The organism is Streptomyces sp. NPDC028419 (assembly GCF_055565515.1).
In genome coordinates this window covers 330432-356891 of record NZ_JBVHUE010000001.1, presented here as the reverse complement: position 1 = coordinate 356891, position 26460 = coordinate 330432, and the positions used below count along the sequence as shown (strand labels likewise).

Sequence of the window (26460 nt, the reverse complement as noted above, 5' to 3'; positions counted from 1 at the left end):
GGGTGCCCCTGCCGAGGTTCCAGCCAAGGGGCCGATAACCTTACGTGTCCACTCTGGGCAGGGATCTTCCCCACAGCACGGACAAATGACGCACGCACTCATGTGAAAGGCCTCGCCCATGGGTATTCGGAGCTTGTTCCGCAAGGTGTTCGGCCGTTCCTCGGAGCCCGTCCAGGAGGCCTCGGCGGACACCACCGCCGTCGCCCCGCAGGCCGCCGTGCCCTCCCAGGGGGCCGAACGCACCCCCCTGGACGCGGCGGCGGAACTGGTGGCGGCGTCCTTCGACAGCCCTACGGTCCCCCCGCAGTCCACCCCGCGCGACGGGGGCGGCACGGTCATGACCGCCCCGTCCCCGACCCCCACTCCCACCCCGGACCCCACGGTCCCCGAAGCCCGCCGCCCCTCCGCCACCGCGGTGGAACCGGAGCCGGCGGCCGAGGCCGAGCCGGAGCCGGTGGCTGCCGCCGAGCCCACGCCGGAGCCGGCCCTCGAAGCCGAACCCGTCGTGGCGGAGCCGGAGCCGGCGGCCGCCGCCGAGCCCGAGCCCGTCGTCGAAGCCGAACCCGTCGCAGCGGAGGCCGAGCCCGTCGGCGAGCCCGAGCCCGTCCTGGCCGAGGTGGAAGCCGAGCCCGTAGCGGCCGAGCCGGAGCCCGAGGCCGAGGTCGAGGTCGCGCCCGAGCCCGTAGCCGCCGAGGCCGAACCGGAGCCCGAGGTCGCGCCCGAGCCCGTAACGGCCGAGGCCGAACCGGAGCCCGAGGTCGCGCCCGAGCCCGAGCCCGTCCTGGCCGAAGCCGAGCCCGAGGTCGAAGCCGAGCCCGAGCCCGAGCCCGAGCCCCTCGCAGCCGAAGCCGGGGCGCTGGTCGGGGCCGCTGCCGTGCGGCGTCGGGCTCCCGCGCTCGGGGGCGCGTACAAGGCGGCCGCCCAGGTGCTCCGCACCAAGGGGCAGACCGACGCCCGCGCCACCGTCTACCTGGTCCTGGACCGCTCCGGTTCGATGCGCCCGTTCTACAAGGACGGCAGCGCCCAGCACCTGGCCGACCACGTCCTCGCGCTCGCCGCGCACCTCGACCCGAACGCCACCGTGCACACGGTCTTCTTCTCCACCGACATCGACGGCGCCGCCGACCTCACCCTCGACGAGCACGCCGGCTGGGTCGACGCCCAGCACGCCGCGCTCGGGCGCATGGGGCGGACCAGCTACCACCGGGCCGTCGAGGAGGTCGTCGAGCACTACCAGAAGAACGGCGGCGAGGGCCGCGCCCTGGTCGTCTTCCAGACGGACGGCGCCCCCGACAACCGCGTCCCGGCCCGCCAGGCGCTCGCCGAGGCCGCCGCGCACGACATCCACTGGCAGTTCGTGGCCTTCGGTGACCACGACGCGAAGGCCTTCGACTTCCTGCGCAAGCTGGACGCCGAGAACGCCGGCTTCTTCCACGCCGGGCCCGCTCCGCAGGAGCTGACCTCGCCCGCCCTCCTCAAGGGCCTGCTGGGCCACCTCTGAGCACCGAGGCACACGTACGCGAACGCCCCCGCCGGATCGGATCCGGCGGGGGCGTTCGCGCAGCTACTGGCGGGCTGGCGCCCGGCTACTACTCGGCGGCGGAAGGCGCGACCGCCTCGGCCACCGGGGCGGCCGCCTTCGTCTCCACCGGCTTGCGCAGCGCGATGTTCAGCTCGCGCAGGCGGGACTCCTCCAGCACCGTCGGCGCGCCCATCATCAGGTCCTGGGCGTTGCCGTTGAGCGGGAAGGCGATCGTCTCGCGGATGTTCGGCTCGTCGGCCAGCAGCATCACGATGCGGTCGACGCCCGGGGCGATGCCACCGTGCGGCGGGGCGCCGAGGCGGAACGCCCGCAGCATGCCCGCGAACTCGCGCTCGACGGTCTCGGCCTCGTAGCCCGCGATCGCGAAGGCCTTCAGCATGACCTCGGGCTCGTGGTTGCGGATGGCGCCGGAGGACAGCTCGATGCCGTTGCAGACGATGTCGTACTGCCAGGCCAGGATGTCGAGCGGGTCCTTCTCCTCCAGGTCCTTCATGCCGCCCTGCGGCATGGAGAACGGGTTGTGAGAGAAGTCGATCTTGCCCGTCTCCTCGTCCTTCTCGTACATCGGGAAGTCGACGATCCAGCAGAAGCGGAAGACGTCCTCTTCGAACTGGCCCGCGCGCTTGGCGGCCTCGACGCGGACGCCCGACATGATCTTGGAGACCTCGTCGAACTCGCCGGCACCGAAGAACACCGCGTGGCCGGCCGCGAGGCCGAGCCTCTGGTTAAGGACCTTCACGTTCTCCTCGGTGAGGAACTTGGCGATCGGGCCGGTCAGGCCGCCGTCCTCGCCCACGCGGACCCAGGCCAGGCCCTTGGCGCCCAGCGAGATCGCGTACTCGCCCAGGCCGTCGAAGAACTTGCGCGGCTGCGCGGCGGTGTCCGGGACGGCCAGCGCGCGCACGTGCTTGCCCGCGAACGCCTTGAACTCGGAGCCCTCGAAGACGTCGGTGATGTCGACCAGTTCGAGCGTGGTGCGCAGGTCGGGCTTGTCGTTGCCGTACTTGACCATCGACTCGCGGAAGGGGATCCGCGGGAACGGCGAGGTGACCGGGCGGCCCTTGCCGAACTCGGTGAAGATCTCCGTCATCAGCTTCTCGATGGGCTGGAAGACGTCTTCCTGCTCCACGAACGACATCTCGACGTCGAGCTGGTAGAACTCGCCCGGCGAACGGTCGGCGCGGGCGTCCTCGTCCCGGAAGCAGGGCGCGATCTGGAAGTACCGGTCGAAGCCGGAGATCATCAGCAGCTGCTTGAACTGCTGCGGCGCCTGCGGCAGGGCGTAGAACTTGCCCGGGTTCAGGCGGGACGGCACCACGAAGTCACGGGCGCCCTCGGGGGAGGTCGCGGTGAGGATCGGGGTCGCCATCTCGTTGAAGCCGAGGTTCACCATCTTGGAGCGGATGGAGGCGATGACGGCGGAGCGCAGCATGATGTTGCGGTGCATGCGCTCGCGGCGCAGGTCGAGGAAGCGGTACTCCAGGCGCCGCTCCTCGTTCACGCCGTCGTCGGTGTTGATCGTGAAGGGCAGCGGGGCCGCGCCGCCGAGCAGCTCGACGTCGGTGACCTCGATCTCGATGTCACCGGTGCCCAGCTCGGGGTTGCGGTTGTCCTCGCCGCGGGAGACGACCTTGCCGTCGACGCGGACGACGGACTCCTTGGAGATGCTGGAGAGCACCTCGTTCGCCGCGGTGCCCGGGCGCACGACGAGCTGGACCAGACCGTAGTGGTCCCGCAGGTCGATGAAGAGGATGCCGCCCAGGTCACGACGATTGTGCACCCAGCCGCTCAGTCGGACGTCGGAGCCGACGTCAGAGTTGCGCAGCTCGCCGCAGCTGTGGGACCGGTACCGATGCATCGTTCATCCAGTTCTTCGCGATAGCGGGGTGGAAATCAACCCTGCCCAGGTTACCGTCCGGCCGGGCGCGCCCGTGGGCCCACGTGAACGGGCACCTCGACGGGATGACCTGTAAAGATGGCTGAATGCGCACCGAGGACGTCCTGGCGGCGATCGCCACCGGTCTGTGGCGCTGGGACAACGCCTCCGGAACGGTCACCCTCGACGGTGAGGCCGCCCGGCTGCTCGGCCTGCCCGCCGAGCCCATCACCCTGCCCGAAGTGTCCGTACGGTCCCGGTTCCACCCGGTCGACTGGAACGAGATCAACGGCATCGTGAACCTGGCCGTCGCCGAGGGCACCCTCGCCGAGGCCCGGCTGCGGATCATGGACGTGGACGGGCGCGTGCTGCGGACCGTGCGCAGCCGCTCCAAACCCGTGCCGAACACGGCCCCGGACGGCCACATCGACTACGAGCTGATCGGCACGATCCAGGAGATCGCCGAGCCCCAGCCGGGCACCACGGCCGTCCACACCCCCATCACCGGCGACTGGCGGCGCTCCCGCGAGGCGTTCCTGCTGGACGCGGGCCGGGCGCTGGCCGAGGCCCGCTCCACGGCGGAGGTGCTGCGGGTGGCGGCCTCGCTGTCGATGCCCGGCTTCAGCCCGGACGGGCTGGCCGTCTTCGGGATGGACGGGGACCGGCTGTCGATCATCGGGCACCACGGGCACGACGCCGGGGACGAGTCCCCCTTCGCCGACATGCGCATGGACACCGACTATCCGGCCGCGGAGGTCGTCCGCAGCGGCCGGGCGATCTACCTCCCCACCCCGGAGGACTACAAACGGCGCTTCCCGGCCACCTGGCCGCTCGCCCAGAGCTTCGGCCGGACCTCCTGGGCCTTCCTCCCGCTGATCGTCGCCGGGCGCACCATGGGCGCCTGGATGGCCGCCTTCAAGCACCAGGTGTCCTTCTCCCCCGACGAGCGCTCGGTGCTCACCACGGTGGCGCGGATGCTCGCGCAGGCGCTCCAGCGCGCCGTGGTGGCCGAATCCGAGCGGGAACTCACCACGGGCCTCCAGCGGTCGATGATGCCGCAGTTGGGCCCCGAGATCCCGGGCATGACCCTCGCCGCGCGCTACGTCCCGACCGGTGGCGGCCTCCAGGTGGGCGGCGACTGGTACGACATGATCCCGCTGCCGTCGGGCCGGTTCGCCCTGGTCATCGGGGACGTCCAGGGGCACGACGTGCGCGCGGCGGGCCTGATGGGCCAGCTGCGGATCGCCGTACGGGCCTACGCGTCCGAGGGGCACCGACCGGACGCCGTGCTCTCCCGGGCCTCCCGCTTCCTCGCGGGCATCACCGACTCCTCCGAGGACGGGGACCACCTCGGCCCGCGCTTCGCGACCTGCCTGTACGTCGAGTGCGACCCGCGGACGGGCCTGCTGGAGGTGGCCCGGGCCGGCCACCCGGACCCGGCGGTCCGGATGACCGACGGCACGGTGCTGATGCGCCCGACCGCGGGCGGGCTGCCGCTGGGCATCGTCGCCGACACCGACTACCCGACGACCCGGTTCACCCTGGAACCCGGCGAGACGATGATGCTGTGCACGGACGGCCTGATCGAGACCGGCGGGCACGACCTGGACACCGGCTGGGCCCGGCTGCGCGCGATCCTGGAGTCCGAGACGCACTCCGAGACGCACGAGGGCGGGAGCCTGGAGAAGCTCGCCGACCTGCTGGTCTCCGCCGTCCACGGGCCCTCCTCGCACCACACCACCGGCCCGCTCGCCGACCGGCGCGAGGACGACATAGCCGTGGTGCTGCTGTGCCGCGACGACCCCGGCTGCGGCTGCGGCACCCCGCTCACGCACCCGGCCCGCCCGGTCCGGCGCACGCTGCTGACCGTGGCGCAGGCCGAGCCGGAGCGCATCGCGGGCGCCCGGCAGCAGATCCGCGAGCTGCTGCACGACTGGGCGGACGAGGACCAGCGGGACTCGGCGGTCCTGATGGTCTCCGAGATGGTCACCAACGTCCTGATGCACACGGACGGCGACGCGCTGCTCACGGCCGAGGCCGTCGGTGAGCTGGGCGAGCGGCGGCTGCGGGTCGAGGTGGCCGACTCCAGCGACGAACCGCCGCACAAGCGGCAGCCCGGCGAGATGGCGTCCAGCGGGCGCGGCGTGCTGCTGATGGAGATGCTGGCGGACCGTTGGGGCGTGGACCCGCGGGGCGACGGCAAGTCGATCTGGTTCGAGCTGGACGAGCAGTCCAAACCGGATCCGCCCCCGCACGACCGGGACCCGGCCCTACGCTGAGCCCGGTGATCAGTTCCCTGCTCCCCGCGCCCGTGCGGCGCCTCGCCGCCTGGTGCGTCGTCGCCCTCCTCGTGTCCGGCGTGGTCGGCGTCTTCCTCTGGCTGTGCGACGTCTTCCAGACCGCGGTGACGCCCGTCCTGCTGGCCCTGCTGGGCACCGCCCTGCTGCGCCCGATGTACCGGCGCCTGGTGCGGATGAAGGTGAACCGGTCGCTGGCCGCCGCCCTGACCTGCCTGGCCATCATCGGGGTGGTCGGCGGGGCCTCGTACGTCGTGGTGGCCGCGGTACTCGACACCGGCGACCAGATCCTCTCGGCCCTGCGGCACGCGGTGGAGCGGCTGTCCCTGCACTACGGGGGCGACGGGAAGACCGTGCCCTTCCTCGCGAAGAACGCCAAGGAGCTGCTGACGCGCTTCGGCGCCACCGCGGCCTCCGGCGTCCTCGCCGGGATCAGCGTGGTCGGCGAGGTGCTCGCCACCGCGCTCCTCGCGCTGCTGCTGGTCTTCTTCTTCCTGCGCGACTCCCACCGGGCCGCCGACGCGCTGCGCTCGGTCGTGCCGCGCGCCGCCGGGGACACGGCCGTGGCGATGGCCCGCCGCGCCTTCCAGGCGGTCGAGGGCTTCATGCGCGGGACCACCTTCATCGCCCTGATAGACGCCCTCTGCATCACCATCGGCCTGCTGGTGCTGGGCGTGCCGGGGGCGGTGGGGCTGGGCTCGCTGGTCTTCGTCGGCGCGTACGTCCCGTACCTCGGCGCGTTCTTCTCCGGCGCGGTGGCGGTCCTGGTCGCCTTCGCGGACCGGGGGTGGGTCACGGGGCTGTGGACGCTGGGCGTGGTGCTGGCCGTGCAGGTGCTGGAGGGCAACGTGCTCCAGCCGATGATCCAGAGCCGTACGGTCCAGATGCATCCGGCGGTGGTGCTGCTGGCGATCACGGCCGGGGCCAGCGTGGCCGGGATCCTGGGCATGCTGCTGGCCGTACCGCTGGCGGCGGCGGGCTTCGGGGTGCTGTCGGAGCTGCGCGCCCGGTACACGGCCGAGCAGCCGCCGCACGCGCCGGAGGCCGGGGCAGCTGCCCCGGCCTGAGCGTCGTTCGACCCTCGGGTCAGTCGTTCGCCGCGCCGGCGCCGCGGTGGCCCAGGCCCGTCCGCGCGGTGGTGGGGATGCGCCCCAGCCGCCCGGCCTGGAAGTCGTCGAACGCCTGCTGGAGCTCGTGCTTGTTGTTCATCACGAACGGCCCGTAGTGCGCCATGGGCTCCCGGATCGGCTGCCCGCCGAGGAGTACGACCTCCAGGTCGGGGGTGTGGGAGTCCTGGGCCTCGTCCGCCCGGACCGTGAGCGAGCCGCCCTCGCCGAAGACGACGGTCTGCCCGGTGTGCACGGGCCGCCGGTCGGTGCCGACGCTGCCGCGCCCGGCCATGACGTACGCGAGGGCGTTGAAGTCCGCGCGCCACGGGAGGGTGATCTGCGCGCCGGGGGTGATCGTCGCGTGGATCATCGTGATGGGGGTGTGGGTGATGCCCGGGCCCTGGTGACCGTCCAGCTCACCGGCGATGACGCGCAGCAGCGCGCCGCCGTCGGGGGTGGAGAGCAGCTGGACCTGGCCGCCGCCGATGTCCTGGTAGCGCGGGGGCATCATCTTGTCGGAGGCCGGCAGGTTGACCCACAGCTGGAGGCCGTGGAAGAGGCCGCCGGACACGACGAGGGACTCCGGCGGGGCCTCGATGTGCAGCAGGCCCGAGCCGGCGGTCATCCACTGGGTGTCGCCGCCGTTGATGACTCCGCCGCCGCCGTTGCTGTCCTGGTGGACGAAGGTTCCGTCGATCAGGTAGGTGACGGTCTCGAAGCCGCGGTGGGGGTGCCAGGGGGTGCCCTTGGGCTCGCCCGGCGCGTACTCCACCTCGCCCATCTGGTCCATCATGATGAACGGGTCGAGGTACTGGTAGTTGATCCCGGCGAACGCGCGGCGCACCGGGAATCCCTCGCCCTCGAAACCACCGGGAGCGGTCGTGACGGCCAGCACCTTGCGGGCGGTCGTCTCCTGGTCGGGCTCGGCGACGCGGGGGAGCGTCAACGGGTTCTCCACAGTCACTGCAGGCATGGTCGGGACCTCCTTCTGGCGTCGAGTTTAGTTGAAACTCGAACTTTCCGCCATGCCTGACAGAACAGGAGGGGCCCCGGGGGAATTCCCCCGGGGCCCGCGACCCTCCGACCGGGCCGCGCCGGGCCGACCGCACACCTCACGTCACGGGCCCGACCGGCCCGAGCTCTGGCCCGAGCTCTGGCCCGGGCTCTGGCCCGGGGTCTGCTGCGAGGTCGAGGTGCCCTTCGTGGAGCGGGCCTTCTCCAGGAGCCCCTTGAAGGGGGTCCAGTCCGTGGAGCCGCGCACCTCCGAGAAGCCGTACCGGTCGAGGATCCGCTTACTGAAATCAAGGCGCTGCGGATCGAAGACGATCGTGTCACCCGGCGGCGTTATGGCCACATCCACCCGCGCCAAATTGCCTGGTATCCGCCACGACGTTATGCGCTGGCGACCTCGGGTGATGTTGAGGATCTCACTGCTGTTCGAGATGCGGGAGTCGTTCACATATTCCGCACCGTCCGGCACCGCGGCAGCCCGCTTGCCCTCCTTCTTGAACTCCTTGACCTCCACACGGTGCTTCCCGTACTCAGGAGGCAGTGTCATCCTGTCCCTCCTGATCACATACACCTCGGTCTGAGCCCCGATCACCTCATAATTCGCCTTTTCCGGGTCCTTGATCTCGACGACCACGTCCTGCGAGATCTCTTCCCCCGGGTTCAGCTCGCGGCCCGCCGGTATGACGAACTCGCCGTCATAAATCGATGTGTACGAGAACACGCTCTTGGAGAGGTTGTTCGCGGGCCCGCCCCGGATCCAGTAGATACTGCCGAGCACGTACACCGGAATGTTGCCGTCATTCTTCACGTACACATGGAGCGTCGCCTCCATGGCCGCCCGCGCGCTGTCCATGCTCGCCTCTTTGAACTCGGCCCCGCTCACGATCAGCGGGGTCGTCACGTAGGGAACGTAGACCTGCGAGTACGCCAGGTTGACGCCGGCGAGAAGGGTGGGAATGATCGCCCCGATCGCGACGCTCCGGGGATTGGGGAAGCCCTTCCACACCCGCGACCTGATGAGTTCGACCCCGGCCGCCACGGACCCGGCGAGGAAGCAGATCCCGATCGTGGACCAGCCGCTGAAACCCTCGCCGATCTGCAGGAGGAGGAGCGAGGAACTGGCGATGAAGACGATCGCGACTCCGGCCAGAACGGCCACTCCCGAATAGTGCCTTCTGCGCTTGTGCCAATAATCGACAGTGGCCGCCGCGGCAATCAATTCCACCAGGCCAGCGGTCAGCACGGTGTATCCCGCGAGCCGCTCACCGAAGGTCAGGGCGTTACCGCCGTCCGTCCAGCCGACCCTGATGAGCAGGCATGCGGTCAAGAGGAAGCCGATGAACATGAGGCTGCCGACCGTCCGCCGCTGCACTGCCCGATCCGGCCAGACCGTACTGTCTCCGCCGATCCAATGGACGGGCTGCCCGAATTCCAGCCCGGCATGTCGCAGGAATCTCTGGAGCTCTCCGGGGGACCGCACCTTGCCGGCGGGCTTGTGATCGATCGTGACCTTCCGCCAGCCAAGGTCATCAGGCGGCCCTACGGTTACCTCGGGCGTGTTCGCCATACCACCAGCCTGCCCCTTGCTCGCGGGAGGCGCCCCCGGAACGGGGTGCGCTCGACGCGGCGCGGGGCGAAGCTGGTGTCATGACGAGTTGGTGTCGCTGACACTCACGGGAGTTCCCATGCGTACACGACTTCTCGGCTTCGTCGCCGCCGTGGTCCTGGCCGTTCTCGGCACCCTGGGGCCCCCCGCACAGGCTGCCGCACCCGGCGTCACCGGGCCGCAATGCGTGGCCGGCGGAGGCACGCTCCAGTACGACTCCGTCGCCGCCGGCTGGGTCTGCGTGGGCGGCAGCCAGGACACCGAACCCATTACCTGAGAACGGCGTGAGGGCTCGGCGCCCGGCAGCGCCGCGGGTTACGGCCAGTCGAGCCGGATCGAGTTGAACGGCGAGAGGTTCACCAGGTAGGTCACGCGCGGCGGGACCTTGTAGCCCTCGCAGTTCGTGCCCCACGTGTCCCAGCAGACCTGCGCCGTCCAGCCGTCGGTCTGGTTGTTGACGACGTAGTGCCACTGCTCCATGTTGGAGATCGGGTGGCCGCCCCGGCGGGTCTCGCGCTGGATGGGACGGTCGTTGTTCCAGGTCGCGTTGCCCCACGCGTCCGTGGGGTAGATGCAGACCTCGCCGGAGTTGCAGCCGTGGATCGGCGGATTCCACGCGGCCTGCGCCGGCGATGCCGCCAGGACCCCCGTACCCAGCGCCATCACCGCCGTCGCCGCCAGTGCCGCGAGCTTGGTGCGGGTCGACGTACGCGTCATACCGGCCTCCTCGGTCGTGGCGGGGGGTCCCCCGTGGATCCCCCGCTGCGCCGATACTCCGCCGGGGCGGGGCCCGGTCGCGATCCTTTCGGGCAGCGCCGAAGCGTCGCTCAGCCGCCGCTGCGCAGCAGGTCCACGCCGAGGCCCGTGGCCGCGTGCAGGACCGCCTTGCCGTCGCGGCGGGTGGTGATCAGGCCGGCCGCGCGCAGGGTGCGGGTGTGCTCCGAGACGGAGGGGAGGCTGATGTGCAGGTCCCGGGCCAGCTCGCTGGTGGTCCGCTGCTGGATCAGCAGGGACAGTACGGCGGCCCGCGTGCGGCCCAGCAGGGCGTCCAGCGAGCCCTCCGACCGCCCCGGCGGCACCAGCGGCATCGGGGTCATCGCCGGGTAGACCAGCAGGTTCGAGCCGTCGGGGTGTCCCGCGAGCAGCGGCCGGCCCGTCCAGAAGGGCGAGGGCATCAGGGTCAGCCCGCGCCCCTCCAGCCGGATCTCGAAGTCGGGCGGCCGGCCGACCTCGAAGACCGTGCCCGACCAGGCGGCGGCCGGGTGCGTACTGGCCAGGGCGGCCTTGATCCCGTGCGTGGCCATCAGGTGGGCGCGCCAGGCGACGTCCGCCCGGAAGGACTGGCCGATCGCGGCCCAGTGCGGGGCGATCACCACCTCGTGGGCGGCCCGCAGCGCGTCCTCCAGCAGCCCCCAGGACTCCCGGTCCCCGTCCCGCAGCCCGCGCAGCCAGGGCGCGACGGCGGCCCGACCGCGGCTGCGCGCCAGGATCCGGCTCAGCTCCGCGTCGTCGACGAGGGGGACGGCCAGGCGTACGGCGTCCAGCGCCTCCTCGAAGTCCCGCACCAGGGGTTCCACGAAGGCCGGGTTGTCGCCGTCCGGACGCAGCACTTCGAGCAGCGGCAGCGCGGCCCGGGGCAGCTCGCGGCCCAGCCGCTGGCGCCAGCGGCCGAAGACCTCGGGCGCGTCGGTGCGCTGCGCGGCCACCACGGCCAGCGCCAGCTCGACGAGCGGCAGCGGCTCGGGGGCGAAACGGACGCCCAGGAGATCCTCGGCGGTGAAGTGGACCCTGAGCACGCGCCCCCCTGAGCGTTCGCCCTATCCGTACATGCGGCGCATGGCGTAGTCGACCATCTGCTCCACGGCCTTCGCGTCGAAGACCATCCGGTGGTCGCCCTCCATGTCGAGGACGAAGCCGTAACCGGTGGGCAGCAGGTCGATCACCTCGGCGCCGGTGATGATGAAGTACTTGGACTCCTTGCCGGCGTAGCGGCGCAGTTCCTTGAGCGTGGTGAACATCGGGATCACCGGCTGCTGCGTGTTGTGCAGCGCCAGGAACCCGGGGGTGTCCCCGCGCGGGCAGTAGACCTTCGAGGTCGCGAAGATCTGCTGGAAGTCCTCGGCGGACAGCGACCCGGTCGTGAAGGCCCGCACCGCGTCCGCGAGGGTCGGCGGCGAGGGCTCGGGGTACAGCGGCTGCTGCGGCGGCTGCGCGTACCCCTGCTGGGGCTGCCCGTACTGCTGCTGCCCCGCGCTCACGTTCTGGTCGTAGCCGTACATGGGCCGAAGCCTACCGAGGCCCGGGGCCGCCGGGGCATCGAGTTCCGGTCAGTGACCCTTCAGCCCGCGCACGAAGGGCCCCCACGCGGCGACCGAAACGACGATGACGGGGCCGTCCTCGACCTTGGAGTCCCGGACGGGGACGATCCCGATGGCCCCGTCGGCGACCTCGACGCACTCGCCGCCCGTTCCATTGCTGAAGCTGCTCTTGCGCCAGCGGGCGGCGCTCAAGTCAAGACCGGTGCGTGGCATTTCGGTAGTCCTCTGCCGCAGCGTCGAGAAGGGCCAGGGACGCCTCCGGCGGCATAGCGGCGGCCCTCAGAAGATCGTAGGACCTGCGATACGCCTTCACGAGGGGCGGAAAGTCGATCAGTTGCCCGCTGTGCAGGCTCTCCACGTAGACCAAGGGAGGCGCGTCCGAAAACGTCATCACTCTGGCCATTCCCATCATGAGGGAGTGAGTGGGAGCCGTTTGCGGGACCACTTGCAGAATGGACCGTGTCCCACGGATCACCGTCGCGATGTGCTCCAAGAGCTCGGCCATCTGCTCCGGGGGCAGAACCGGACGGAGGAGCACCGACTCGTCCAGTACCGCCCAGAAGTCCGGCGGGCACGCCTTGTCGAAGAGCTTGGCTCGTCCCATCCGAGCGGACACCAGCCTCTCGATCGCCGCGTCGGGCGCGCGGGGCATCGCGGCCCGGCTGATGGCCCACGCGTACTCGGGCGTCTGGAGCAGACCGGGTACGAGCATCGGCGCCCAATCCTCGATCGACTCGGCATACGGCTCCATCTCCGCGACGTCCACGAAGTACTCCGCGTGGCCGGACTGCTTCGCCTTGCGCGCATCTTCACAGCGGCGCTCGAAAAAGCCGTCCGTTCCCAGCTTCCCGTCCACGTGCCGAGCCAGATCCGCAGGCATACGGCGCTCGCCACGCTCGATCTGGCTCAGGAACGGGACTCCCCGGAAGCTGCCCTCCGCCAGCTGCTCCAGCGTGAGCCCCGCGGCTTCCCGCTTGAAGCGCAGTTCGGCGCCGTAGAAGGACGGCACGTTCGCGGACGCGTCCGGATCCTTGCGAGCTGGCACAACCCACCACCGCCATTTGCCACTTGCCCAGCGCAACCAGAAACCCTTCCAACGCTACGCCGGCACGCATCAGTCTGTGAATGGTTCATCACAGTCCGTACACCACAGGAGTCCCCATGAGCGACCACGACAGCGACGACACCGCCCGCGCCAGCATGATCCGGTTGCGGGAGGCACTCACCGCGCACGGGATCACGCTGCCCTCCCTCGGGCTCGACCTGCCGACCTTCGCCAGCGTCTACCTGACCCCGCCGCTGATCAGCCTCGGCAACTGCAACGTCGCCACCGCGGACCGGCTGGCCGACGTACTGCGCACGGCGGCGGTGGGGCCGTTCGTCCCCCGGAAGTGAGTACCCGTACTCACGTGTGACCCCTGGTGCCGTTGTTAGCTTCGGACGGAGGGGTCAACGGTGTGCAGCGGGGGGACGGATGACGCTCAGTTCGACGTGGCGGGCAGTGCTCGGCGAGGACGGTACGGGGATGCGCCTCGCATCCGCCGGAACCCCCTCGCCCGGTGCCAGCGCCAGCGCCACCGGCCCCGACCTCAAGGCCGACGAGGGGCCGTGGACCAGCGCCGGAAACACCGCGGGCGAGCTGCGCACCTCCACCGCGACGGCCGTCACCGACCTGGAGACCGCGAGTCAGGGCGTCACCGGCGCCACGCAGGGCTTCGCCTCGACCGCCGCCCTGACCGGGATCCTCGGCACGTGGACGGCCCGCCTCGGAGCCGTCCGCGACGAGTGCGGACGGCTGGACGGCGCGCTCAAGAGCACCGGCCGGGACTTCGGCGAGCGCGAGGACGCCACGAAGCGGGCGTTCTCCCGCGCCGTCATCGCACAGCCCGCGAACCGGGGTTGATGCGTCGTGCCCAGCTGGCAGCAACTGCGTGACGTGAACCTTTCGGAGTACGAGGACGCCGCGGACGGCTGGGGCAAGGTCAGCTCCCGCGCCAACGCCGACAAGGACCGGGTCGACCACCAGATCCTCGCCAAGATCCGCGGCACCCAGGCCGGAATGGCCGCCAGCGGCGCCATCGTGAACCTGGAGGGCCTCAGCCGCAACTACCAGTACCTGCACAGCGAATGCGGGCTCGTCCGCACGGCACTGAACGGACTCGCGGCCGAACTCGCCGCTCCGCAGCGCAACCTCAAGCAGGCCCTGGAGGACGCGGCGGGCCTGGGGTTCACCGTCCACCCCGACGGCTCGGTGGAGTACCCCGCCACCCCGTCCTTCGTCCATGTGCCGTCGTCGGGCGCCGGCCGGGCGACGCCCGGCGCTCCGGTGCCGCTGCGGCCCGGCGCGGGCGAAGGCGGCACGGACCCCAACAAGGGCAAGGCCGAGGAGATAGCCGAGAAGATCGCGGCGGCCGTGTGCGAGGCCGCCGAGATCGACGGCCGCTACGCCTCGGCGCTCGGCAAGCTCAAGGCGAAGCCGGGCCTGACGGTCGACGCGTCGGACCTCCTCGACGCCGCCCAGGACACCCGTGACGTCCAGCGGGCGGCCGGGAAGTACGCGGGCGCCGACAAGATCCCCACCGACAAGAGCCCGGAACAGAACGCCGCGTGGTGGAAGGGCCTGACCCAGGAACAGCGCGACGAGTACGCCACGTTGTACCCGGCCGCCATCGGCGGACTCGACGGCATCCCCGCCACCGTCCGCGACGACGCGAACCGCATGGTCCTCGCCGAGACGAAGGCCCGCTACGAAACCGACCTGAAGGCCATACCCGCCGAGCCCTCACCCCGGTTCACGGTCAACCGCTCGGGCGACTACACGGTCAACCCGGCGTGGCAGGCGTGGTCCGACAAGGGTTACGGGGAACAGCGCGCGAGGCTGGAGGGCCGACTCGCCGGCATGCAGGCCATCGAGCGACGCTTCAACCGCCCGGCCGACAGCTCCCTCCCCGAGGCGTACCTGCTGAAATTCAACGCCGACCTCGACGACGGCCGCGTCATCCTCGCCAACGGAAACCCGGACACGGCGGACCACACCTCGGTCTACGTTCCCGGAACGAAGTCGAAGCTGCCGAACATCGACAAGGACCTGCACCGGAGCGAGGTCCTTTGGGACGCGGCCAGCCGTGAGGTGCCCGGCTCAAAGGTATCCACCATCACGTGGTTCGACTACAACGCCCCGGACGACATCCCCCACGCAACGGACGGAGGGTATGCGCACGACGGCGGCCCCACGTTGCAGCAGTTCATGCAAGGGCAGCGAGCCGCCCATCAGGAATCGACCGGCGCGGCATCCCACACCACCGTCATGGGGCACAGCTACGGCAGCACGGTGGTCGGCGTCGCGACGCAGTCCGGCACCTGGCGGGACGGCCCGCTGGCCGACGACATCATCGCCGTCGGGAGCCCCGGCATGCAGGTGGACCGCGCCACCGACCTCGGCCTGAAGCCGGGCCACGCGTGGGCCATGGGGGGTGGCAGCGACGACACCGTCGTCCGCGAGGGCGGCAGGGCGTTCGGCTTGGGCGACCACTGGACGATTCCCACCGACGAAGGTTTCGGAGGAAACGTCATGCACAGTGACTCGCCGGACCACGGCGGGTATTGGGACCCCGGATCGGACAGCCTGAAGAACCAGGCCGTGGTCATTTCCGGAAAATACCACAAGGTGACTCTTGAATAAGCGACTCATTTTGGCCGGGTCCGTCATATTGGCGGGCACATTCCTCACAGGATGTTCCAGCATGAATCAATCTGACGTAGAAGTGCGCAACGAGAAGGAAGTGCGAGAGGCGACCGAGCGGGCCTCAAGTCAGATTCTCGACATGATGGACACCAAGGGGAAAGCCACGAAGGGGCGTGCACATCTGCTGGAGTGCTCGGGATACGGCTCTGACGGCAACGTGAATCGGGCCTACCACCCATGGAGCATTTACGACGTCCCCGTCGAGGACATGGAACAGACGATGGTCCGCATGCGGGCAGCACTCCCACAGAACGGTTGGACGATCACCGAGGACGGCCCGGACACGAGTCCCGCGAAGACCCCGACCCTGGTCGCCGACGACGGGAAGTTCTCCGTCGAGCTCCAACTGGACGACGAACGTGCCAGGGGCAAGACCTCCGTCCTCACCGTCACCGTCGTCTCCACCTGCTTCCGCAGCAAGGGCGAGAATTGAATCAACGCATCACGCTGAGCTGGCGCCTCCTCGTGGGGTGCGCGCTCCTGGCCGGATGTTCGACCACCAGCTACACCAGTGCCGAGGTCCGCGACGAAAAGGAAATGAAGGCGGCCACCGAGCGGGCCTCCAGTCAGATCCTGGACCTCATGGACGTAAAGGGGAAAGTGACACAGGGGAGTTCCCATCTCCTCGAATGCGAAGGCTACGAACCCGCGGGGAAGGTCAATCGGGCGTACCACCCGTGGAGCGTGTACGACGTTCCCGTGGAAGACATGGAAGGGACCATGGCCCGGATGCGGACCACGCTCCCCCGGAACAACTGGAAGGTCACCGAGGACGGCCCGGACACCAGTCCCGCGAAGGCCCCGACCCTGGTCGCCGACTCCGCTGACGGACGGTTCTCCGTCAAGCTCCGACTGATGGACCACCGCGCCGACGGCAAGACCTCGGTCCTCACCGTCACCGTCGTCTCCACCTGCTTCCGCAGCGAGCCCGCGGTCTAGAGCGCCGCAGAAGACACAAGGGGGTGACTCTTGCACAAGGGACTGGCCCTCGCCGGGCGCGTACTCCTGACCTGCGCGCTCCTCACGGGCTGCGCGGGTACGGCGACCGGGCCCGAAGCGAAGACGCTCGACGCCAAGGTCGTGCAGGCGGATGCCGAGCGGGCCTCCAGCAAGATCCTGGATCTGCTGGCCGTTCAGGGGAAGACGACCCGGGCCAGAGCCACCCTGTTGGAATGCTCCCGGTACGACCCCGAAGAGAACGTCCATCAGGCCCATCAGCCTTGGAGCGTGTTCGACCTCCCGGTGGAGGAACTGCAACGGGCCATGGACCGGGCGCGGAAGGCGTTGCCGGCGAACGGCTGGACCGTCGTCGAGGACGGGCCGGACAGTAGCCCGGCGAAGACACCGACGCTCAGGGCGAATTCCGACGACGGAAAGCTCTCGGCGCGCATCCAACTGCTCGACGAACGAGCCAGGGGCGAGACCTCCGTCCTCACCGTCACCGTCGTCTCCACCTGCTTCCGCAGCGCCCCCGGGACGTAGCAGTACTGGAACGAAAGCCCCCTGGGACCCCACAGCGGCGCGTACTAGCCTGGCCGGGATCGATCCGGTGGCGTCACGTTCTACGGGGGAATCCGATGTCGTTCGACCAGGAGTGGGCGCAGGTGCGCGCCTCGGTAGCCGACAAGCAGGCGGGGATGCGCCTCAACCACGTGCCCGATGACGGGGGCGGCGGGCCGGCGCCCCAAGGGGACCTCGTCGTCACGCAGCAGGACCTCGCGGCCGTCGGGGACGCGGCCTTCAAGCTGCGCCAGCGGTTGGACACCGACGGGGACCACGCCAAGGCCAGCACCTACGAGGCGGCCGGCGCCATGAAGAAGGACTTCGCGCTCGGCGGCGCCCTGTCCACCGTCGGCGACAAGTGGGACGCCCAGGTCAACACCCTGTTGGAGGCGTGCGCGCACATCTCCAACCACCTCGACTACACGCAGAACGCGCACGCCGAGGGCGAGTACTGGATCGCCACGCAGCTCAAGTACGAACAGCTCGACAAGGGCTTCGAGGAAAGGGCGCACCACTGATGGACCTCGACGCACTCCGCTTCGCGGACTTCGGCAAGCTCGCCACCGCCGTGAGCGACTGGTCCGCGATGGTCACCAAGCTCCAGCGGCTGTCCGAGGACGCGCGCACCGACATGGGCGGGAAGGCCGCCAAGGCGAACTGGGCCGGGGTGAACGCCACCGTGACCCGGGAGTTCATCGGCAAGACCGCCAAGGAGTTCGCGGACGCCGCGACCGAGGCGGACAGCATCCGCAACATCCTGAGCGACACCCACGGCGAACTGGTCGGCTTCAAGACCGAGTTGAACACCACCATCGAGCAGGCCCTGGCCCGGAACCTGACCGTGGTCTCCACCGGCAACGGCGGCTTCACGGTCACCATGAACATCCACCCGGACCGCGCCGCCAAGGGCCACCCCGTGCCCGAGCACACCGAGGCCGACGCCATCGCGCTGCGCGACACGGTCCAGGGGATCCTCCAACGGGCCACCGAGAGCGACACCACGGCGGCGCAGGCGCTGTCGATGCTGGTGAGCCAGAACCCGTACGGCTTCTCCGACGCCAGCTACTACAACCGGGACGTGGCCGCGGCGGCCATCAAGGACGCGGAGCGGATCGCGAACCTCCTCAAGAAGAAGGGCGACGACCTGACGCCCGAGGAGTTCGACCAGCTCAACAGGGACCTCGCGGCCCACAAGGACGACCGGCTCTTCCAGGAGGAGTTCGCGACCACGCTCGGCCCGCGCGGTCTGCTGGACTTCTGGGCGGACCTCTCGGACCCCTCCGACGGCGGCGCCCTCCAGCGCGCCCGCTTCGACCAGCTCGGCGACTTCCAGAAGAACCTCAGCTTCACGCTGGCCGGGGCCACCCAGTCCGACAGCCCCGCCATGCGCGCCTGGGAGGACGAGATGGTCAGGCAGGGCGACCAGATGGTCCAGACGCGCGGCACGCGGGTCTACGGCTTCCAGCTGATGAGCAACCTGATGCGGAACGGCGACTGGGACAACCGCTTCCTGAACGACTACGGGAACGCGCTGGTGGCCACCGAGAAGAAGATGAAGATGCCGGACCACTACTGGAACGGCGGGCTCCCGCCGATGCCCAAGATGAACTTCATCGGCGAGGACTTCGGCCGCGACCCGATGACCGGCTTCATGACGGGCCTCGCCAACAGCCCGAACGCGGCGACCGAGTTCTTCAACACGACGCAGCCGACGGACAACGCGCAGTACGTCCTCAAGGACCGGCCCGTCTTCGACGACACCCCGACCAACAGCCACGACGGCAACGCCTCCCGCGAGGCGACCGGCAACGCCCTGGTCGCGGCGGCGACCGGCCAGAACCCGCTGGACCCGAACGCCCACCAGGTCGACCTCTCCCCCGAGCACCGCAAGGTGCTGGACCGCTCGCTGACGTACCTCTCGCAGGCGGGGAACGACTTCCCGCCCGAGATGCGCGACGACATGGCCAAGGTGCTGTCCCGGCACAGCGACGTGGTCAACCACACCGCCAGCACGCTCGCGGACGACGCGGGCGACCCCCGCCTCCTCGACCGCAAGGAGCTGCTGGAGGTCAGCAAGCAGGTCTCCCGCGACCAGAACGCCTACGGCATGCTCAACGAGGCGATGAACCGCGAGATGGTCAACGACATCCACACGGGCGTCCCCACGGACCAGAAGGAGACGCTGCTGCGCGCCGGGGCCACGGTCGGCTTCCTGGAGGAGGCCCGGTACCAGGCGATCCAGACGGACAAGGAGGACCCGAGCTGGGACGCGAAGTGGATCTACCACGGCTTCGGCTCGGCGGTGAACTTCATCCCGGTCGTCGGCGACGTCGCGCAGCGCGGCGTCGACGCGCTCGCCTACCAGTGGCAGCTCGACGAGCAGGCCCGGATCAGCGCCGAGATCTCGCGGCAGAACGGCGAGACCTTCACGGTCCGCGAGCGCCAGCTCCAGGCGCTGGCCGACGAGTGGGCCGCGAGCAACCCGCACCCCGGCCAGAACCGCTACACCCTGACGCACGAGATCAACGGCGCCGCCTTCGACGGCAACCAGCGGGCCTCGGGACTGGCGGGCAACGGATGAGCCGCCGCCGCCGCCTGACGACGCTGGCCGCGGCCGGCCTGCTGCTCGCCCTGGCGGGCTGCGGCCAGGGCCGCGAGTACGCCGTCCCGGACTCCGCGTGCGGGGTCGGTGTGGGCGCCGCGGTCCTGGAGCCCCTGCTGCCGGCCGGGGACGCCCTGCGGGTCGAGCCGAAGGACCTCGGGCAGGGCAGTGCGCGCTGCACGCTCTCGGTGGACAAGAAGCCCGCGCTCTCGCTGAAGACGGACGTGAGCACCGAGGTGGCGGACCTGCCCAAGGTCATCCAGGAGAAGGTCACCCGCGCCGGGCACCCCGAGAAGACCGCCTCCGGGTCCGGCGGCGAGACCTGGGTCGCGGACTCCCTGGCCCTGGCAACGGCCCGCTGCACCTACCGGGGCGCCCCGCACGTCTTCATCGCCGAGGCGTCCGCGCCGGGCGAGACCGACGACACCGCGAAGCGCCGCGAGGCGCTGGCCGCCGTCATCGAGGCGTACCTTCCGGCCGCGCAGAAGGCGGTGGGCTGCTCGCCCGGGCCCTCTTGAGCTGCTCTCCAGCGTTTCTGGCTTGATGCTGGTCACAGTCGTCGAGCAAGGGTTGTTCTTATTACCCGCGGGTAGCATCATGACATTACCGATTGGTAAGTACGAGGAACCTTCTCTCCCCGATCCTTAAAACGGAGCCGTAGCCATGGGGCACTACAAGTCGAATCTGCGCGACATCGAGTTCAACCTGTTCGAGGTGCTCGGCCGCGACAAGCTGTACGGCACCGGCCCGTTCGGGGAGATGGACACCGAGACCGCCAAGAGCGTCCTGTCCGAGCTGGCCCGCCTCGCCGAGAACGAGCTGGCCGAGTCCTTCACGGACGCCGACCGCAACCCGCCGGTCTTCGACCCGGCCACCAACACCGCGCCCGTCCCGGCGTCCTTCAAGAAGAGCTACGAAGCCTTCATGGACTCCGAGTACTGGCGCCTGGGCCTGCCCGAGGAGATCGGCGGCACCACCTCGCCCCGCTCCCTGATCTGGGGCTACGCGGAGCTGCTGCTCGGCTCGAACCCGGCCATCTGGATGTACTCCTCCGGCCCGGCGTTCGCCGGCATCCTCTTCGAAGAGGGCAACGAGGCGCAGAAGAAGGTCGCCCAGATCGCGGTCGACAAGCGCTGGGGCTCCACCATGGTCCTCACCGAGCCCGACGCGGGTTCGGACGTCGGCGCGGGCCGCACCAAGGCGATCGAGCAGGCGGACGGCTCCTGGCACATCGAGGGCGTCAAGCGCTTCATCACCTCCGGTGAGCACGACATGGAGGAGAACATCCTCCACTACGTCCTCGCGCGCCCCGAGGGCCACGGCCCCGGCACCAAGGGCCTGTCGCTCTTCCTGGTCCCGAAGTTCCACTTCGACTGGGAGACCGGCGAGCTGGGCGAGCGCAACGGCGTCTACGCCACGAACGTCGAGCACAAGATGGGCCTCAAGGCCTCCAACACCTGCGAGATGACCTTCGGCGACCAGCACCCCGCCAAGGGCTGGCTGATCGGCGACAAGCACGACGGCATCCGCCAGATGTTCATGATCATCGAGTTCGCCCGGATGATGGTCGGCACGAAGGCCATCGCCACCCTCTCCACCGGTTACCTGAACGCCCTGGAGTACGCCAAGGAGCGCGTGCAGGGTCCGGACCTGGCGAACTTCATGGACAAGACCGCGCCCAAGGTCACCATCACGCACCACCCCGACGTGCGCCGCTCGCTCATGACGCAGAAGGCGTACGCCGAGGGCATGCGCGCCCTGGTGCTCTACACCGCCTCCGTCCAGGACGAGATCCAGGTCAAGCAGGCCGCGGGCGAGGACGCCTCCTCCCTCATCGGCCTGAACGACCTGCTCCTGCCGGTCGTGAAGGGCTACGGCTCGGAGAAGTCCTACGAGCAGCTCGCCCAGTCCCTGCAGACCTTCGGCGGCTCCGGCTACCTGCAGGAATACCCGATCGAGCAGTACATCCGCGACGCCAAGATCGACACCCTCTACGAGGGCACCACGGCGATCCAGGGCCAGGACTTCTTCTTCCGCAAGATCGTCCGCGACCAGGGCGCCTCGCTGAACGTCCTCACCGAGACGATCAAGAAGTTCCTCGCCGAGGCCGTCGGCGGCGAAGAGCTCGCCGGCGCCCGCGACGCGCTGGCGAAGGCCGCCGTGGACCTGGAGGCCATCGTCGGCCAGATGGTCACCGACCTCACCGCCACCGGCGAGGACGTCAAGAACATCTACAAGGTGGGCCAGAACACCACCCGCCTGCTGATGGCCTCGGGCGACGTGATCGTCGGCTACCTGCTGCTCAAGGGCGCGGCCGTGGCCGCCGAGAAGCTCCCGACGGCCGCCGCCAAGGACGTCGCCTTCTACACGGGCAAGATCGCCGCGGCGAAGTTCTTCGCCGGTCAGGTCCTGCCGGGCGTCGCGGTCCAGCGCCAGCTGGCCGAGGCCGTCGACAACACCCTGATGGACCTCGACGAGGCCGCCTTCTAGACACCGCTCCGCAGGAACCCACGACGTACGCGGTGTACGCGCGCCGGCCGGACGCCCAGCTCAGCTGGGGTCCGGCCGACCGCGTGCACGGGTTGTCGGCGGTTCGTGGGACGCTCGTAGGTATGAGCGCACAGGAGCAGCACAGCAGGGGGTACTCCGTCCCGACCGGGCGGCCGTACGCCCTCAAGGAGCTGCACGCCAAACTCGGCTCGCTCGGCGACGGCGTCCAGGACCTCTACGAGGGCGCGCACCCCGCCGAGTACGACGGCATCGCGGACGCGCTCTACACCGCCTTCCAGACCGCCTCGGCCCTGGCTCCCTCCAAGAGCTACACCGGCTGCCCCCAGCACCCCAACGGCGCCCTGGACCCGGAGGCGCCCGACGGCTGGGGCCGCTGCCTCCTGTGCAACGACCGGCGCCGGATGGGCCTGCGCGGCCGCGGCGGGGCCCCCGCCCCGGCTCCGGCGGGCGAGCAGCGCCGCCTGGGCTATCCCGTGCCGGAGGGCCCGTACACGCTGGAGAAGCTCCGCATGTACCTCCGTACGCTCGACGAATGCCGCTTCCACCTGACGATCGGCTCACCCGACGACGAGTTCGTCCGGGTCGCCGACAACCTGCACCGGGCCTTCATCGTGGCCCGCGAGCTGTCCCGCCCGCGCAACGCGTCGGGATGTGCCGAACATCCCGGCGCGCCGATGGATCCCGACGCTCCGCCCGGCGAGGCATGTATCTTCTGCGCCGGACGCAAGAGGCGCGCACAGCGCTCCGCGCAGACTCCCGAGATGCTCCCGCGCATCCGCCGGGGCGAGCGCAGGCAGCTGCAGCGCCGCTTCGAGCGTCCGCCGGGCTGAGCCGACCGGGATCGCAGTTCACACCACCACCGCGCCCTCGTCCTCCGGCTGTCCGTCGGCTATCCGCCCCAGCCCGGCCATGACGAACACGACCGTCGTTAAGGTGAACCACATGAGCTCTCCCGCCCGCTTCGACCGCGGCCACACCGACGATCTGATGACCTACCTGGCGGCGAGCCCCTCGCCGTACCACGCCGTCGCCAACGCGGGCGAGCGGCTGGAAAAGGCCGGCTTCAGGCAGCTGTCGGAAACGGACGCCTGGGATTCGAGCGCGGGGGGCAAGTTCGTACTGCGCGGCGGCGCGCTCATCGCCTGGTACGTCCCCGAGAGCGCGACCCCGCACACCCCGTACCGGATCATCGGCGCGCACACCGACTCCCCCAACCTCCGGGTCAAGCCGCTTCCTGACACCGGGTCACAGGGGTGGCGGCAGATCGCCGTCGAGGTCTACGGCGGCACCCTGCTCAACACCTGGCTGGACCGTGACCTGGGCCTCGCGGGTCGGCTGACCCTGCGCGACGGCACCGAGCGGCTGGTCAACGTCGACCGCGCGCTGCTGCGCGTGCCGCAGCTGGCCGTGCACCTGGACCGGTCCGTCAACTCCGACGGCCTCAAGCTGGACAAGCAGCGGCACATGCAGCCGATCTGGGGTCTGGGCGAAGCGCACGAGGGCGACCTGATCGCCTTCCTGGAGGAGGAAGAGGGCCTGTCCCAGGGCGCGGTGGCGGGCTGGGACCTGATGGTCCACTCGATCGAGCCCCCGGCCTACCTCGGCCGTGACCGAGAACTGCTCGCCGGGCCGCGGATGGACAACCTGCTGTCGGTGCACGCGGGCGTCGCCGCGCTGGCCGCCGTGTCCACCGCCGAACACCTGGACCACATCCCGGTGTTGGCCGCCTTCGACCACGAGGAGAACGGCTCGCAGTCGGACACGGGCGCGGACGGGCCGCTCCTGGGCAATGTGCTGGAACGTTCAGTCTTCGCGCGCGGCGGTAGCTACGAGGACCGTGCGCGCTCCTTCGCGGGCACCATCTGCCTCTCCTCCGACACCGGGCACGCGGTGCACCCCAACTACGGCGAGCGGCACGACCCGACGCACCACCCGCGCGCCAACGGCGGCCCGATCCTCAAGGTCAACGTCAACCAGCGGTACGCGACGGACGGCAGCGGGCGCGCGGTGTTCGCGGCGGCGTGCGAGCGTGCGGGCGTGCCGTGGCAGAGCTTCGTCTCCAACAACTCGATGCCCTGCGGCACCACGATCGGCCCGATCACGGCCGCGCGCCACGGCATCCAGACCGTCGACATCGGCGTCGCGATCCTCTCCATGCACAGCGCCCGCGAACTGTGCGGCGCGGACGACCCGTACCTCCTGGCAAACGCCCTGGTCTCCTTCCTGGAGGGCTGACCCGACCCCCGGCGGGGCCGACCCAGCCCCGCCGGACCCAATCAGCCTCGCCGGGCCAGTTTCAGCCCCGCCGGACCAAGTCAGCCTCGCCGGCGTTTGAGGCGCCCCCGGAGGGCCAACCCGGCTGGGGGCGCCCACCGGGCCGCACCACCTCCGGAGGTGGTTCCGGTCGATGGGCGCCTGCGGCTGGCTCTGCCCTCCGGGGGCGCCTCAAACGCCGGCGGGGCTGACTTGGCCAGGGTCGGCCGGGCGGGAGCGGGCCGGGCTCAGCCGTCCAGGCCGGCCAGGACCAGCGGCAGGCGGTCGACGCCACCCGGGGCGACCCGGATCGGAACGCCCCAGTCCTGCTGGTGCATGTGGCAGGCGGGGTACTCGTTCTCCGGATCGTCGTCACAGGAGGCCGCCATCGCCGAGACGTGCAGCACCCCCTCGGTGACCCCCTCCGCGAGCACCAGCTCCCGGAAGAGGTCCGTCCCCTGGCCCGCCCCACCGGCCAGCAGCTCCGGCGGGGTCGAGGAGACCTGGAGCCGCGTGGAGGGCCCGTACCGGTCGTCCAGCTTCTGCCCGGTCGGCGCCCGGAAGACCACGTCCAACCGGAGCGTGCCCGGCGCGACCTCGGTGGCCGCACGCTGCGTGCGGTGGGCGACCGACTCGACGCGGACGGCCTCCTCCGGCAGCCGCAGCCGGGTCAGCCGGTGCCGCGCCGACTCCACGACCAGGATGTCCTCGCCGACCAGCACCGCGTCGCTGGGCTCGCGCAGGTCGGTCGCCAGCGTGCTGACCTCCCCGGTCACGGGGTCGTAGCGGCGCAGGGCGTGGTTGTACGTGTCGCAGACCGCGACCGAGCCGTCCGGCAGCACGGTCACCCCGAGCGGGTGCTGGAGCAGCGCCTGGTCCGCCGCGCCATCCCGGTGGCCGAAGTCGAACAGGCCGCTCCCGACGGCGGTCCGGATCGCGTACGCGTCCCCCTCGCCCTCGACCGGCTCGACCCAGCGCAGCGCGCTGGTCTCCGAGTCGGCGATCCACAGTCGGTCCCCGGCCGCCGCGAGCCCGGAGGGCTGCGCGAACCAGGCCTCCGCGGCCGGCCCGTCGACCAGCCCCTCGTTGGTGGTACCGGCCGCCACCGCGACGGTGTCGCTCTCCGGGTCCCAGGTCCAAAGCTGGTGCACGCCGGCCATGGCGATCCACACCCGGCCCCGCCACCAGGCCACGTCCCACGGCGAGGACAGGTCCACCTCGCGCGCGGGCCCGGCCGTCGGCGAGCCCTGCCACCACTGGCGGCCCGTACCGGCGACGGTCTCCACGACACCGGTGGCCGGGTCGAGGACGCGCAGCGCGTGGTTGACGGTGTCCGCGACCACGACCCGGCCGTCGGGCAGCAGCGCCAGGCCCTGCGGCTCGCTGAAGGAGTCGGGACCGAAGCCGCGCTCCCCGTTGCCGATCCGCCGCACCACGCTCTCGCCGTCGGCGGCCAGCTCCACGAGCTGGTGCCGGGTCGAGTCGGACACCAGGACGTTCCCGGAGGGCAGCACGAGCGCCTTGCCGGGGAAGCGCAGGTCGGTCGCGACCGGCGCCGGCGCCACGTACGGCCCGTCCCCGCGCCGCAGGGTGCTCTTCGCCGCGTGCTCCGCCTCCAGCTCCTCGACGAGCCGCGCGATGGCGTGCGCGTGCCCCTCGCCGGCGTGCTGGGCCACGATGTAGCCCTCGGGGTCGATCACCACGAGCGTGGGCCAGGCGCGTACGGCGTACTGCTTCCATGTGGCCAGCTCGGGGTCGTCGAGGACCGGGTGGTGGACCTCGTAGCGCTCGACGGCATCGACGACGGCCTGGTGCTCGGCCTCGTGCACGAACTTCGGCGAGTGCACGCCGATGATCACGACGGTGTCCCGGTGCTTCTCCTCCAGCTCCCGCAGCTCGTCGAGGACGTGCAGGCAGTTGATGCAGCAGAAGGTCCAGAAATCGAGGATGACGATCCGTCCTCGCAGGTCGGCGAGGGTGTAGGAGGTGTCACCGGTGTTGAGCCAGCCGCCCTTGCCGATCAGCTCGGGGGCACGGACTCGGGCGCGACGGGGTGCGGACGCGGCAGGATTCATGCGTCAAGGGT

The 26460-nt window shown here is 70.5% G+C and carries 25 protein-coding genes; 16 read left to right on the top strand and 9 right to left on the bottom strand.

Translation table 11 applies throughout. The features are described 5' to 3' along the window. Positions 1-118 precede the first annotated feature (118 nt). Positions 119-1501 carry a VWA domain-containing protein gene (locus ACZ4UB_RS01705; protein WP_468067558.1) on the top strand — a complete coding sequence of 461 codons (1383 nt, stop codon included), beginning with the start codon at positions 119-121 and terminating at the stop codon, positions 1499-1501. Between the two features lie 88 nt (positions 1502-1589). Here ACZ4UB_RS01705 and aspS read toward each other — a convergent pair whose 3' ends face one another. Then, positions 1590-3401 carry an aspartate--tRNA ligase gene (aspS, locus tag ACZ4UB_RS01700; protein ID WP_468067556.1) on the bottom strand — a complete coding sequence of 604 codons (1812 nt, stop codon included), beginning with the start codon at positions 3399-3401 and terminating at the stop codon, positions 1590-1592. A 125-nt stretch (positions 3402-3526) separates the two neighbouring features. On the opposite strand from aspS, the gene ACZ4UB_RS01695 reads away from it, so the two are divergent. Then, positions 3527-5698 carry a SpoIIE family protein phosphatase gene (locus tag ACZ4UB_RS01695; protein WP_468067555.1) on the top strand — a complete coding sequence of 724 codons (2172 nt, stop codon included), beginning with the start codon at positions 3527-3529 and terminating at the stop codon, positions 5696-5698. 8 nt (positions 5699-5706) lie between these two features. Further along, the gene (locus ACZ4UB_RS01690) at positions 5707-6783 is read left to right on the top strand and encodes an AI-2E family transporter (RefSeq protein ID WP_468067728.1); all 1077 of its coding nucleotides are present in this window, start codon (positions 5707-5709) and stop codon (positions 6781-6783) included. A gap of 19 nt (positions 6784-6802) precedes the next feature. Here ACZ4UB_RS01690 and ACZ4UB_RS01685 read toward each other — a convergent pair whose 3' ends face one another. Beyond that, entirely contained in the window at positions 6803-7798 is a 996-nt protein-coding gene (locus ACZ4UB_RS01685) for a pirin family protein (RefSeq protein ID WP_468067554.1), read from the bottom strand. 144 nt (positions 7799-7942) lie between these two features. Continuing rightward, positions 7943-9403, bottom strand: a complete 1461-nt coding sequence (locus tag ACZ4UB_RS01680; protein WP_468067553.1) for a hypothetical protein — start codon at positions 9401-9403, stop codon at positions 7943-7945. 118 nt (positions 9404-9521) lie between these two features. Here ACZ4UB_RS01680 and ACZ4UB_RS01675 point away from each other — a divergent pair, with 118 nt between their 5' ends. Then, on the top strand, positions 9522-9719 hold the full coding sequence (locus ACZ4UB_RS01675) for a hypothetical protein (RefSeq protein WP_468067552.1): 198 nt from the start codon (positions 9522-9524) through the stop codon (positions 9717-9719). 38 nt (positions 9720-9757) lie between these two features. Here the strand turns inward: ACZ4UB_RS01675 and ACZ4UB_RS01670 are convergent, their stop codons facing one another. From ACZ4UB_RS01670 to ACZ4UB_RS01650, 5 genes are all read right to left on the bottom strand, one after another. Beyond that, the gene (locus tag ACZ4UB_RS01670; protein ID WP_468067551.1) at positions 9758-10159 is read right to left on the bottom strand and encodes a hypothetical protein; all 402 of its coding nucleotides are present in this window, start codon (positions 10157-10159) and stop codon (positions 9758-9760) included. A gap of 110 nt (positions 10160-10269) precedes the next feature. Continuing rightward, positions 10270-11238 carry an ArsR/SmtB family transcription factor gene (locus tag ACZ4UB_RS01665; RefSeq protein ID WP_468067549.1) on the bottom strand — a complete coding sequence of 323 codons (969 nt, stop codon included), beginning with the start codon at positions 11236-11238 and terminating at the stop codon, positions 10270-10272. 21 nt (positions 11239-11259) lie between these two features. Then, positions 11260-11721: an SseB family protein gene (locus ACZ4UB_RS01660; protein ID WP_354378742.1), complete on the bottom strand. Its 462-nt coding sequence runs from the start codon at positions 11719-11721 to the stop codon at positions 11260-11262. A gap of 48 nt (positions 11722-11769) precedes the next feature. Beyond that, positions 11770-11952, bottom strand: coding sequence for a DUF397 domain-containing protein (locus tag ACZ4UB_RS01655; RefSeq protein ID WP_468067548.1), 183 nt, complete (start codon positions 11950-11952; stop codon positions 11770-11772). A gap of 1 nt (position 11953) precedes the next feature. Continuing rightward, a complete protein-coding gene (locus ACZ4UB_RS01650) occupies positions 11954-12805 on the bottom strand; it encodes a helix-turn-helix domain-containing protein (RefSeq protein ID WP_468067547.1) in 852 nt (283 codons plus the stop codon). A gap of 116 nt (positions 12806-12921) precedes the next feature. On the opposite strand from ACZ4UB_RS01650, the gene ACZ4UB_RS01645 reads away from it, so the two are divergent. From ACZ4UB_RS01645 to ACZ4UB_RS01590, 12 genes are all read left to right on the top strand, one after another. Beyond that, positions 12922-13155, top strand: coding sequence for a hypothetical protein (locus ACZ4UB_RS01645; protein WP_468067546.1), 234 nt, complete (start codon positions 12922-12924; stop codon positions 13153-13155). Between the two features lie 130 nt (positions 13156-13285). Beyond that, positions 13286-13663: a hypothetical protein gene (locus tag ACZ4UB_RS01640; protein ID WP_468067545.1), complete on the top strand. Its 378-nt coding sequence runs from the start codon at positions 13286-13288 to the stop codon at positions 13661-13663. Positions 13664-13669: 6 nt separating this feature from the next. Further along, on the top strand, positions 13670-15442 hold the full coding sequence (locus ACZ4UB_RS01635) for an alpha/beta hydrolase (protein ID WP_468067544.1): 1773 nt from the start codon (positions 13670-13672) through the stop codon (positions 15440-15442). A gap of 292 nt (positions 15443-15734) precedes the next feature. After that, entirely contained in the window at positions 15735-15938 is a 204-nt protein-coding gene (locus ACZ4UB_RS01630) for a hypothetical protein (RefSeq protein ID WP_468067542.1), read from the top strand. Continuing rightward, positions 15935-16444 (top strand): hypothetical protein, encoded by a 510-nt coding sequence (locus ACZ4UB_RS01625; RefSeq protein ID WP_468067540.1) that lies wholly within the window; start codon positions 15935-15937, stop codon positions 16442-16444. Before ACZ4UB_RS01630 ends, ACZ4UB_RS01625 begins: the two co-directional genes overlap by 4 nt. A 30-nt stretch (positions 16445-16474) precedes the next feature. Then, positions 16475-16987, top strand: coding sequence for a hypothetical protein (locus tag ACZ4UB_RS01620; RefSeq protein ID WP_468067538.1), 513 nt, complete (start codon positions 16475-16477; stop codon positions 16985-16987). A gap of 95 nt (positions 16988-17082) precedes the next feature. Further along, on the top strand, positions 17083-17526 hold the full coding sequence (locus ACZ4UB_RS01615) for a hypothetical protein (protein WP_468067536.1): 444 nt from the start codon (positions 17083-17085) through the stop codon (positions 17524-17526). Continuing rightward, positions 17526-19589 carry a hypothetical protein gene (locus ACZ4UB_RS01610; RefSeq protein ID WP_468067534.1) on the top strand — a complete coding sequence of 688 codons (2064 nt, stop codon included), beginning with the start codon at positions 17526-17528 and terminating at the stop codon, positions 19587-19589. The genes ACZ4UB_RS01615 and ACZ4UB_RS01610 overlap by 1 nt, the downstream gene beginning before the upstream one ends. Continuing rightward, positions 19586-20128 (top strand): hypothetical protein, encoded by a 543-nt coding sequence (locus tag ACZ4UB_RS01605; protein ID WP_468067532.1) that lies wholly within the window; start codon positions 19586-19588, stop codon positions 20126-20128. The genes ACZ4UB_RS01610 and ACZ4UB_RS01605 overlap by 4 nt, the downstream gene beginning before the upstream one ends. A gap of 145 nt (positions 20129-20273) precedes the next feature. Continuing rightward, positions 20274-22100, top strand: a complete 1827-nt coding sequence (locus tag ACZ4UB_RS01600) for an acyl-CoA dehydrogenase (RefSeq protein ID WP_468067531.1) — start codon at positions 20274-20276, stop codon at positions 22098-22100. 122 nt (positions 22101-22222) lie between these two features. Continuing rightward, the gene (locus tag ACZ4UB_RS01595) at positions 22223-22951 is read left to right on the top strand and encodes a hypothetical protein (protein ID WP_468067529.1); all 729 of its coding nucleotides are present in this window, start codon (positions 22223-22225) and stop codon (positions 22949-22951) included. Positions 22952-23063: 112 nt separating this feature from the next. Next, the gene (locus ACZ4UB_RS01590) at positions 23064-24356 is read left to right on the top strand and encodes a M18 family aminopeptidase (RefSeq protein ID WP_468067528.1); all 1293 of its coding nucleotides are present in this window, start codon (positions 23064-23066) and stop codon (positions 24354-24356) included. A 266-nt stretch (positions 24357-24622) separates the two neighbouring features. Here the strand turns inward: ACZ4UB_RS01590 and ACZ4UB_RS01585 are convergent, their stop codons facing one another. Beyond that, positions 24623-26449 carry an NHL domain-containing thioredoxin family protein gene (locus ACZ4UB_RS01585; RefSeq protein ID WP_468067527.1) on the bottom strand — a complete coding sequence of 609 codons (1827 nt, stop codon included), beginning with the start codon at positions 26447-26449 and terminating at the stop codon, positions 24623-24625. Positions 26450-26460 lie beyond the last annotated feature (11 nt).

Coding starts and splice junctions, on each gene's coding strand:
- ACZ4UB_RS01705 (WP_468067558.1), top strand. CDS start 119: ATGGGTATTCGGAGCTTGTTCCGCAAGGTGTTCGGCCGTTCCTCGGAG.
- aspS (WP_468067556.1), bottom strand. CDS start 3,401: ATGCATCGGTACCGGTCCCACAGCTGCGGCGAGCTGCGCAACTCTGAC.
- ACZ4UB_RS01695 (WP_468067555.1), top strand. CDS start 3,527: ATGCGCACCGAGGACGTCCTGGCGGCGATCGCCACCGGTCTGTGGCGC.
- ACZ4UB_RS01685 (WP_468067554.1), bottom strand. CDS start 7,798: ATGCCTGCAGTGACTGTGGAGAACCCGTTGACGCTCCCCCGCGTCGCC.
- ACZ4UB_RS01680 (WP_468067553.1), bottom strand. CDS start 9,403: ATGGCGAACACGCCCGAGGTAACCGTAGGGCCGCCTGATGACCTTGGC.
- ACZ4UB_RS01675 (WP_468067552.1), top strand. CDS start 9,522: ATGCGTACACGACTTCTCGGCTTCGTCGCCGCCGTGGTCCTGGCCGTT.
- ACZ4UB_RS01670 (WP_468067551.1), bottom strand. CDS start 10,159: ATGACGCGTACGTCGACCCGCACCAAGCTCGCGGCACTGGCGGCGACG.
- ACZ4UB_RS01660 (WP_354378742.1), bottom strand. CDS start 11,721: ATGTACGGCTACGACCAGAACGTGAGCGCGGGGCAGCAGCAGTACGGG.
- ACZ4UB_RS01645 (WP_468067546.1), top strand. CDS start 12,922: ATGAGCGACCACGACAGCGACGACACCGCCCGCGCCAGCATGATCCGG.
- ACZ4UB_RS01640 (WP_468067545.1), top strand. CDS start 13,286: ATGCGCCTCGCATCCGCCGGAACCCCCTCGCCCGGTGCCAGCGCCAGC.
- ACZ4UB_RS01630 (WP_468067542.1), top strand. CDS start 15,735: ATGCGGGCAGCACTCCCACAGAACGGTTGGACGATCACCGAGGACGGC.
- ACZ4UB_RS01615 (WP_468067536.1), top strand. CDS start 17,083: ATGTCGTTCGACCAGGAGTGGGCGCAGGTGCGCGCCTCGGTAGCCGAC.
- ACZ4UB_RS01610 (WP_468067534.1), top strand. CDS start 17,526: ATGGACCTCGACGCACTCCGCTTCGCGGACTTCGGCAAGCTCGCCACC.
- ACZ4UB_RS01605 (WP_468067532.1), top strand. CDS start 19,586: ATGAGCCGCCGCCGCCGCCTGACGACGCTGGCCGCGGCCGGCCTGCTG.
- ACZ4UB_RS01600 (WP_468067531.1), top strand. CDS start 20,274: ATGGGGCACTACAAGTCGAATCTGCGCGACATCGAGTTCAACCTGTTC.
- ACZ4UB_RS01595 (WP_468067529.1), top strand. CDS start 22,223: ATGAGCGCACAGGAGCAGCACAGCAGGGGGTACTCCGTCCCGACCGGG.
- ACZ4UB_RS01590 (WP_468067528.1), top strand. CDS start 23,064: ATGAGCTCTCCCGCCCGCTTCGACCGCGGCCACACCGACGATCTGATG.
- ACZ4UB_RS01585 (WP_468067527.1), bottom strand. CDS start 26,449: ATGAATCCTGCCGCGTCCGCACCCCGTCGCGCCCGAGTCCGTGCCCCC.